The 9371-nt window shown below is 70.6% G+C and carries 6 protein-coding genes and 1 pseudogene; 1 reads left to right on the forward strand and 6 read right to left on the reverse strand.

Annotation, left to right across the window (positions count from 1 at the left end):
* Positions 1 to 221 precede the first annotated feature (221 nt).
* A complete protein-coding gene (phzM, locus tag HMPREF2581_RS09275) occupies positions 222 to 1430 on the forward strand; it encodes a pyocyanin biosynthetic protein PhzM (RefSeq protein WP_003093633.1) in 1209 nt (402 codons plus the stop codon).
* Between the two features lie 104 nt (positions 1431 to 1534).
* Here the strand turns inward: phzM and HMPREF2581_RS09280 are convergent, their stop codons facing one another.
* The 6 genes and pseudogenes from HMPREF2581_RS09280 to pchH form a co-directional block, all read right to left on the reverse strand.
* A complete protein-coding gene (locus tag HMPREF2581_RS09280; RefSeq protein ID WP_003112118.1) occupies positions 1535 to 2779 on the reverse strand; it encodes a RhtX/FptX family siderophore transporter in 1245 nt (414 codons plus the stop codon).
* Positions 2772 to 4277: a PepSY-associated TM helix domain-containing protein gene (locus HMPREF2581_RS09285; RefSeq protein WP_016254310.1), complete on the reverse strand. Its 1506-nt coding sequence runs from the start codon at positions 4275 to 4277 to the stop codon at positions 2772 to 2774. Before HMPREF2581_RS09285 ends, HMPREF2581_RS09280 begins: the two co-directional genes overlap by 8 nt.
* Before the next feature lies 1 nt (position 4278).
* The gene (locus HMPREF2581_RS09290; protein WP_003111968.1) at positions 4279 to 4560 is read right to left on the reverse strand and encodes a hypothetical protein; all 282 of its coding nucleotides are present in this window, start codon (positions 4558 to 4560) and stop codon (positions 4279 to 4281) included.
* Positions 4560 to 6722 (reverse strand): Fe(3+)-pyochelin receptor FptA, encoded by a 2163-nt coding sequence (gene fptA / locus HMPREF2581_RS09295; RefSeq protein ID WP_003111969.1) that lies wholly within the window; start codon positions 6720 to 6722, stop codon positions 4560 to 4562. The genes HMPREF2581_RS09290 and fptA overlap by 1 nt, the downstream gene beginning before the upstream one ends.
* Positions 6723 to 6813: 91 nt before the next feature.
* Positions 6814 to 8538, reverse strand: coding sequence for an ABC transporter ATP-binding protein PchI (gene pchI / locus HMPREF2581_RS09300; RefSeq protein ID WP_003137474.1), 1725 nt, complete (start codon positions 8536 to 8538; stop codon positions 6814 to 6816).
* Positions 8535 to 9371: pseudogene (pchH, locus tag HMPREF2581_RS09305) on the reverse strand (ABC transporter ATP-binding protein PchH); the annotation flags it as partial. The gene pchI and the pseudogene pchH, both read right to left, overlap by 4 nt.

The raw sequence follows: 9371 nt of genomic DNA on the forward strand, positions 1-9371 counted from the left end.
ATAACCGCAAGCGGTTATTCGCCCTACGCGGCCTCGAAGCTCACCCGTTTTACGGTGGATAACCGAATGCGGTCATGCGTACCGCGGCCTCGGAGCCGGGCCGTAGGGCGAATAACGCCACCGGCGTTATCCGCCGCTGCGCCGACGTTTCATCGCGGTAGACGGTCATCCGCCCCAGCCGAACACCCATCGATTCGAACACTCGAGAAAAGGAAGCACCCATGAGCGAACCCATCGATATCCTCATTGCCGGCGCCGGCATCGGCGGCCTCAGCTGCGCCCTGGCCCTGCACCAGGCCGGCATCGGCAAGGTCACGCTGCTGGAAAGCAGCAGCGAGATACGCCCCCTTGGCGTCGGCATCAATATCCAGCCGGCGGCGGTCGAGGCCCTCGCCGAACTGGGCCTCGGCCCGGCGCTGGCAGCCACCGCCATCCCCACCCATGAGCTGCGCTACATCGACCAGAGCGGCGCCACGGTATGGTCCGAGCCGCGCGGGGTGGAAGCCGGCAACGCCTATCCGCAGTACTCGATCCATCGCGGCGAACTGCAGATGATCCTGCTCGCCGCGGTGCGCGAGCGTCTCGGCCAACAGGCGGTACGCACCGGTCTCGGCGTGGAGCGCATCGAAGAGCGCGACGGCCGCGTACTGATCGGCGCCCGCGACGGACACGGCAAGCCCCTGGCGCTCGGTGCCGATGTGCTGGTCGGCGCCGACGGCATCCATTCGGCGGTCCGCGCGCACCTGCATCCCGACCAGGGGCCGCTGTCCCACGGTGGGATCACCATGTGGCGCGGCGTCACCGAGTTCGACCGCTTCCTCGACGGCAAGACCATGATCGTCGCCAACGACGAGCACTGGTCGCGCCTGGTCGCCTATCCGATCTCGGCGCGCCACGCGGCCGAAGGCAAGTCGCTGGTGAACTGGGTGTGCATGGTGCCGAGCGCCGCCGTCGGCCAGCTCGACAACGAGGCCGACTGGAACCGCAACGGACGCCTGGAAGACGTGTTGCCGTTCTTCGCCGACTGGGACCTGGGCTGGTTCGACATCCGCGACCTGCTGACCCGCAACCAGTTGATCCTGCAGTACCCGATGGTCGACCGCGATCCGCTGCCGCACTGGGGCCGGGGACGCATCACGCTGCTCGGCGACGCCGCCCACCTGATGTATCCGATGGGCGCCAACGGCGCTTCGCAGGCGATCCTCGACGGCATCGAGCTGGCCGCCGCGCTGGCGCGCAACGCCGACGTGGCCGCAGCCCTGCGCGAATACGAAGAAGCGCGGCGGCCGACCGCCAACAAGATCATCCTGGCCAACCGCGAACGGGAAAAAGAGGAATGGGCCGCGGCTTCGCGACCGAAGACTGAGAAGAGCGCGGCGCTGGAAGCGATCACCGGCAGCTACCGCAACCAGGTGGAACGGCCACGCTAGCAACACCGGGCAGGCCACCGCGCCTGCCCTCTCCCGCCTCTCCCGTCCGCGGGAGAGGCGGCATCCGTGCGGGTGCCGGGCGCTGCGCGCCTATCGGCAACGCCTCAGGCCTCTTCCGCCCGCCCCTTCCACTCCCCGCGCCCCTCGCCGGCCTGCAGGCGCAGGGCGAGCAGCAGGGCCAGCACCGCCAGGGCGCTGCCGGTGAGGAAACCGCCGGCATAGCCGATCTGCGCGGTGAGGCTGACCAGGAACGAAGACGCCAGCATCTCGCCGAGGTCTCGGGTGCTCTGCACCGCGGTGACATCGGTGCCGGCCTGGCCGCCCTGGCCGGCGAAGCGCATCGCCGCGGTGAGGATCGCCACCGAGGTGATGCCGGTAGCCAGCGAGCCGATCAGCACGCAGGTCCACGCCAATCCTTCACTCAGTGCCAACCAGCGACCGGCCTGCAGATACCAGAGCAGCGCCGAACAACCGGCGAGCACCACGCCAAGGGCGAAACCGCGCCACAGGCCGATCCGCCTGACCAGCCAGGCGCCGCCGCCGCAGCCGAGGAATACCGTGACCAGGCCACCGCTCATGCCCAGCCGGCCGATGTCCTGCAAGGCCCAGCCGGCATCGCTGAGGTACAGCTTGGACAGGCCGAAGCCGGACACCGCGGTCATCGCCGACAGCAGTGCCAGCGCCAGCAGCGAAGGCGCCAGCGGCCGACGCAGGAAGCGCAGCAGGCTGGCCTTGGCGGCCGGTGCCGGGGGGAGTTCGTGGGGGTCGCCGCGCCCCAGGGCGAGCACGCAGCACAGGCTTGCCAGCGGCACGCAGGCCATGACCAGGAACGCCGTGCGCTGGCCGAAATGCCCGGCGAGGATCAGGCTGCCGGCGCCGCCGCCGAAGAAGCCGATCATCACCCCGGCGATCTGTACCGCGTTGACCTTGGCCAGCAGCTCGCCGCTGAAGTGCTCCGCCGCCATGCCGTCGGTGGCGATGTCCTGGGTCGCGCTGGCCAGCGAAGCCAGCGCCAGCAGGCCGACCGCCCAACCGGCACTGGCCACGCCGAGGCCGAGCGTCGCCAGGCCAAGCAGGCAGGCGAGGACGATGCATTGCATCGGCAGGATCCAGCTACGCCGCCGGCCGAGACGGCGCGACCAATGGTTGTCGACCCAGGGCGCCCAGAGGAACTTGACCACCCAGGGCAGCCCCACCAGGGGCAGGAAGGCCAGCGCCTGCAATGGCGCGCCATCCTGGCGCAGGAGGGTGGGCAGGGCGTCCATGGCCAGGCCGATGGGAATGCCCTGGGACAGGTAGAGCAACGCCAGGGTGATGACCAGGCGGCGGTGGCGATACAGCTCAAGCATGGTGGTCTCCGGTGACACGGGGGTGGGCGGGTGGCGCGGCGGCGCGCGCCTGCATCCAGGCGTGCCGGATGAGCAGCGCGCCGCAGAGGATCAAGGTGAGGTCGGGGCCCAGGGCCGGCAGCCGGCCGCGCATGAGCCAGGGCGCCAGGTGCGCGACGGCGGCCGCCAGGCAGGCCAACCCGGCGACGCCGAGCAACCCGCGCGCCAGCGGCCAGTCGCCCGGCAGCAGCAACGCCGCCAGGCCAGCGGCGGCCCACAGGACAAGGAACAGCCGCCCCGGCCAGGGTCCGGCGAGTAGCTCCGAGGGGGCGAGTTGCAGCCCCAGCAGGAGCAACGCGGCCGCCGCCACCAGGCCGGCACAGAAACCCTGGCTCAGGCGCTGCAAGAGCCGTACGCGGGCGTCCGGCGCCGAGGCGCGTCGTTGCAGCCACAGGTACAAGCCGCTGGCGCAGAGCAGGCAGGCGCCGAGGCCCATCGCCAGGTGCAGGCCGCGCAACGCGGCGGACCAGCCCGGCCCGAGCCACTGGTACTGGGCGAAATGCAACGGCTGCACGGCGATGAAGGCGCGCAGCCAGAACCCGCGCTGCGCCGAGCTGCGCTCGCCGAGCAGGGCGCCGTCGGCCAGCCGATAGCGGTGCCGCTCGAAGTTCGCGGTACTCGGCAGGCCACGCTGGATACCGGCGATCTCCACGCTGCCGGCGACATCCCCGGCATGGCTGAGGCTCAAACGCTGGGCAACGAAGCCGGGCGCCCGCACGGCATCGCCGGCAAGCAGGCGGTCGAGATCGATGCGGGACGCCAATGGCCGCCCCTCGGCGGCGGGCGGCGGCGGTCCCATCAACTCGACAAACACCCGGTTCGGTTCCTGCGGGTAGGCCACCGGCGCCAGCAGCAGGGTCCCGAGAGCGCCCAGCCCGCTGAGCGCGCCGGTGAAACCGAACAACAGCAGCCAGGGCAGTCCCCAGATGCCGATCAGGCCATGCAGGTCGAACAGCGCCAGGCGCAGCCCGCGATCCCGCCGCCAACGCCGCAGGTCGCGCCAGCGGCGGCTGTGCAGCAGCACGCCGGCCAGGCACAGCAGCAACAGCGATACGCCGAACAGGCTGACCAGCACCCGCCCGGGGAAGCCGACGAACAGGCTCTTGTGCAGGTTCAGCAGGAGGTCCAGCGCCGGCGTCGGTGGCAGCACCCGGCCGCTGGCCGGGTCGAGGTCCAGCCGGCAGTCCAGGCGCGCATCGCAGACGCTGAAGGCGGCATGGCCGGGAGCGGGCAGCAGCAGGGTCGCATCGCCGATGTCGACGCCTTCCTCGCCCGCCCGTTCGAGCAGGCGCTCCAGCGCAAGGGCTTCTCCTCCCGTCTGCGCCGGGGCCCGCAGCCACTCGCGCAGGTCGTCGTGGCCAAGACTCCAGGCGCCACTGAACAGCACCACGAACAGCAGCACGCCGAACAGCGCGCCGGCGCCACCGTGCAGCGAGAGCAGGAGAGGACGCGCCGCCACTTCAACCGCGCCCCGCCAGCAGCCACAACGCCAGGCCCAGTGCCAGCAGGCTACCGCCCAGGCGCCAGGCGAAGTTGCCCGGATCACGCGCCAGCAACCCGCCGACAAGCAGCAACAAGCCCACCCCGAGCGCGCCGAAGAGCCCGGCGTAGAGACGCTCGAGCGGGTCGTCCAGGGGCAGCCCGCGAGTCAACAGATAGCCGCTGGCGGTCGCCGCCGCCAGGCTGCCGGCGAGTGCCAGCGGAACCCGCCAGGCCCAGCCGAAGCCCGGCCGGCGCGGCATCAGAACGCGCCCCGCAGGCTGACGTTGAAGCTGCGCGGTTCGCCGTAGCGGTTGTTCCAGTTGGGGTTGGACAGGCTCTGGTAGTAGGTCCGGTCGAACAGGTTGTTGACGTTGACCGCCGCCGTCCAGTGCTCGTCGATCTTGTAGCCCAGGCGCATGTTGACCAGTGCGTAGCCGCCCTGGCGCATGCTCACGCCACGGTAGTCGACGCTGTAGTCGCTCTGCGCCTGGAGTCCGCCGCCGACGCTCCAGCGCCGATCCTGCCAGGGCAGATCGTAGTTGCTCCACAGGCGCAGCAGGTGCCTCGGGGTGAAGGTGGAGTAGCGCGTCCCCGAGTCGTTCTGGCTGTCCTTGAGGTACTCGGTGCTGGTGTAGGTGTAGCCGGCCGAGAGACTCCAGTAGGGCGTCAGGTAGCCTGTGCCTTCCAGCTCGAAGCCCTGGCTGCGCACCTTGCCGCCGCTGATGTAGAACGGATTGTTGGGCGGCCCCGGATGGTCCGGGTCTTCCTGCGGATTGTTCTCCAGGTCGATGCGGAACGCCGCCAGCGACAGGTTCAGGCGGCCGTCGGCCAGTTCGCCCTTGATCCCGGTTTCGTAGGTCTTGCCTTCCACCGGGCTCAACGGCTCGCTGTTCCAGGTCTGGCGATCCGCCTGCGGCTGGTAGACCTCGGCGTAGCTGACATACCACGACCAGTCCCTGGCGAAGTCCCAGATCAGCCCGCCGTAGGGCGTGAACTGGCGACCGGGCTTGAAGCGAGTGGCCGGGGTGTCCTGGTCCCACCAGCTTTCGCGGCCGCCGACCACCAGGGTCAGCGGCTCGGCGAGCTTGATCCGACCCAGGGCATAGAGGCCTTTCTGGGTGGTGGTGGTGGTGCCCGGCGAAGTGTACTGGCCGATCTGCGGGCGCGGCACGCCGTGCGGGTCCCAGCGGTAGACATTGACCGGGGTGTTCGGCAGGTTGAGGAAGCGTGCGGTGTCCTGGCGGGTCTCGCCCTGGGCGTAGGTGACCCCACCGAGCAGTTCGTGGGTCAGGCCGAACAGTCGCACCGGCCCATTGAGGTTGGCGTCGAGGCTGCGCTGGATGCTCTTGAACTTGTAGGCGGCGCCCATCAGCTGGCCACCGTCGCCGGTCTGCGGGTCGATGGCGCCGAAGGAGCCGGCGTAACGCAGGCGCGAATCGGCTTCCTGGTATTCGGCGCTGACCTTGCCTTTCCAGCCGCCGCCCAGTTGCTGTTCGAGGGAGCCGAAGGCGCGGTAGGTGTCCCACTTGAAGCGGTCCCAGTCGACATCGAGGTAGGTGTCGCGGGACAGCCCGAGATTGGACCCATCCTTGGCCATCGGCACCCCGGCCATGTTGGTGATCGAGTCGATGTGCTGGTATTGCGCGCCGACGGTGAGCAGGGTATCGGGGCTCAGGTCGAACTCGGTCACCCCGTAGAGCAGGCGGGTGCCCTGGTCGGCCACGTCGTAGAAGTAGTCGCGGTCCTCGTAGGCGGCCACCGCTCGGCCGCGCACGTTGCCGCTGGCGCTCAGCGGGCCGCCGACGTCGACCTCGGCGCGGTAGCGGTCCCAGCGCCCGGCGCTGAGGGTGGTGCTGGCGGCGAATTCGCGCTGCGGCCGCTTGCGCACCAGGTTGACGGTGGCCGCCGGGTTGCCGGTGCCATGCAGCAGTCCGTTGGAGCCGCGAAGGATCTCGACCCGCTCGTAGATCGCCATGTCCTGCGGCGAACTGGCAGTATTGCCAAGCAGCGCCGGCACCCCGTCCAGCTCGAAGGAGTCGACCTTGAAGCCGCGCACGTAGTAGGCGGTGGTCAGCAGCTGGAACGGCTGCACGGTGACCCCGGTGGCCTGCTGCATGGCTTCGTCGAGGCTGAACAGATTCTGCTGTTCGAGGCGCTCATGGTCGATGACGCTGGCGGACTGCGGCAGCTCGCGCGGCTTGAGCGGCACCTTGCCCAGGGTAGTCACCCCCGGCGGCTGGGTGGCAGACGTGCTTTCTCCGCTGATCACCATGTCCGGCAGTTCCGTCTCGCCGTCCTTGCGCGCGTCGGCCACGGCCGCCGCCAGCGGACTCAGCGCCAGCAGCAGCCCCAGGCACAACGGGGTGTGCCGATTGCGGGCGATGCCCTGGCGTCCCTTGATCACCTTCGTCTCCGTTTTCATCGTTCGAACAGCCTCGGGGGATATACGATTTGATAATGCTTATCATTATGAAGAAATCGTCTCCGGGGCTTTTTCGATTGCCGGTCTTTCTCTATCGATCCACGACCGTCGCGGAACTTTCCTCGCCCGCCAGCCCGACGAAACCGGCATACCAGTCGTCCCGGACGAGCAGATCGGCGTGACGTCCGCTGAGGCACAGGCGCCCCTCCTCCAGCAGCAGTACCTGGTCGGCCTGACGCGCCAGCGCCGGGCGGTGGGTCACTACCAGCAGGGTGCGCCGGCCGCGCAACCCGAGCAGGCTGCGCAGCACCTGCGCCTCGCTGGCGGCGTCGAGGCTGGCGGTGGGCTCGTCGAGCAGCAGCAACGGCGCCGTCGAGAGCAGCCCGCGAGCCAGGCACAGGCGTTGCCGCTGGCCGCCGGACAGCAGCGCGCCGCCGGGACCGACATCGCTGTCCCAGCCCTGCGGCCAGGCCTCGATCTCTTCCAGCAGGCCAACCGCCCGCGCCGCCTCGCGCAGCGCTTCGAGATCGGCGTCCGCTCGCGCCATGCGCAGGTTCCAGGCAACGCTGCCGCGGAACAGGCCGTTGTCCTGGAACACCAGGTTGCGACTGGCGGCGAGGGTCGTTTCGCTCAACCGGCGGATATCCACGCCACCCAGCAGGACACGCCCGGCATCGACGTCGTAGAGCCGCCCGAGCAGCGCCAGCAGGCTGCTCTTGCCGGCCCCGGAGGGTCCGACGAGGACGTTCAGCGAACCCGGCTCCAGCCTCAGGGAAATGTCCTCGAGCAAGGCGCGGCCATCTTCCAGGCGCAATTCCACGGCCTCGGCCGCCAGGCTGGCGTCGTGCGGCCGCTCGCCCGGCTCGGGGCTGTGCAGCGGAGCCAGGGCGAAAACCCGCAGCAGGGTGTCCAGCGCCTGCCAGGCGCCGCGCAACGCCTGGTCGAGATGGGTGAGCTGGGCCAGCGGCTCGATGAAGCGCACCAGCAGCACCAGCACGGCCACCAGCCGCGCGCCGTCCAGCCATTGCCGCTCCACCGCCCAGGCGCCGCCGAGCAGGGCGAAGGCGAACGCCGCCTGCACCGCCAGGGCGAAGCCGAGGCCGCTGGGCAGGCTGCGCCGCAACAGTTCCAGGGTGCTGCGGTGGAGACTGCGCAAGGCCTCTTCCAGCCCCTGGCGGGCGACGCTTTCGCGCTGCGCCGCGCGCAGCAGCGGCTGGCGTTCGGCGAACGCCTGCAACTGCCGTGCGGCGTCGCGCTCGGCGGCCAGCCGGGCATCCTCCGCCGCCAGATTGCGCCGCCCGCTCCAGCGCAACAGCGCGGCGAGGACGGCACCGGCGACGAGCAGGCCGAGGGCGATGGACGGGTCGATCAGGAACAGCCCGAGGATCACCCCGAGCGGCGTCACCATCGCGGCGATCAGCGGCCCCAGCAGGTGCGCCGGAATGCCCATCGCCTGCATCACCGGGCCGCGCAGCAGGCCTTCGGCCGGCGCGACCCGGCGCAGCGCCGGCGGCGCCAGGCGCGGCAAGCGCGCCACCAGGCTGCGCACCAGTCCAGCCGCCAGCGAGCCGCCGGCGGCGAAACCGCGACGCAGGGCCAGGTACTGCAACAGCGCCTGCGCCAGGCTCAAGCCGAGCAACGCGGCGACCCAGCGCCAGGGCAACGCGCCTTCGGCGAACCAGGCCTCGACCAACGGCACCAGCAATACGCCGCAAGCGGCGTCCAGCAGCGCCGCCAGGACCGCCCAAGCGCTCGCCCGGCGCAACGCGGCACGGCAGTCTTCGGGCAGCGCACGCATTCGTTCGAACAGGGTCATGCCGCCACCTCCGCGCCGTTCTGTTCACGCCACAAGCGCGCATAGGCGCCGTCCGCCGCCAACAGCGCCGCGTGCTCGCCGCGTTCGACCAGACGGCCAGCGACCAGCACCAGGATCAGGTCGGCATCGCTGACTTCGGCCAGACGATGGGCGACGATCACCCGGGTCCGGCCGCCGCCGCGTTCGCGCAGGTTGCGCAGGACCTGCCGGGCGGTCTGCGGATCCAGCGCCGAGGTCGGCTCGTCGAGCAGCAACAGGCGCGCCGGCGATAGCAGCGCACGGGCCAGGGCCAGTCGTTGCAGTTCGCCGCCGGACAGTTGCAGGTCGCGTCCCGGCACGCTGTCGTAGCCACGCGGCAGGGCCATGATGCGCTCGTCGAGGCAGGCGTCACGGGCCGCCTGGCGAATCTCCTGGAGATCGGCATCGGGGCGGAACAGGGCGATGTTGTCGGCCAGGGATATCTCCAGCGCCGCCGCCTGCTGGCCGACCAGCGCGATATGCCGATGGCGCACGGCATCGGGCATGTCCTTCAGTGCCAGGCCGCCAATCTCCAGTTCGCCGCGCTGCGCGTCCATGTAGCGCGCCAGCAGGTGCAGCAGGGTGCTCTTGCCGGAGCCCGAGGGACCGACCAGGGCCACCAGGCTGCCATCCTTCAGCTCCAGGTCGATATCGGCCAGGACCTCCACGCCCTCGTAGGCATGGCCCAGGCCGCGCAGCGCCACCGCGCCATCGACCAGCTCGCGGGTCGAGCGGCCCTCGGCCAGCGGCGCCTGGTCGAACACCTGCTGCAGGCGCTCGGCGGCGGCGCGCGCGCCCAGCAGCGCGTCGCCGCC

The sequence above is a fragment of the Pseudomonas sp. HMSC057H01 genome (assembly GCF_001836405.1).
Classification (GTDB): domain Bacteria; phylum Pseudomonadota; class Gammaproteobacteria; order Pseudomonadales; family Pseudomonadaceae; genus Pseudomonas; species Pseudomonas aeruginosa.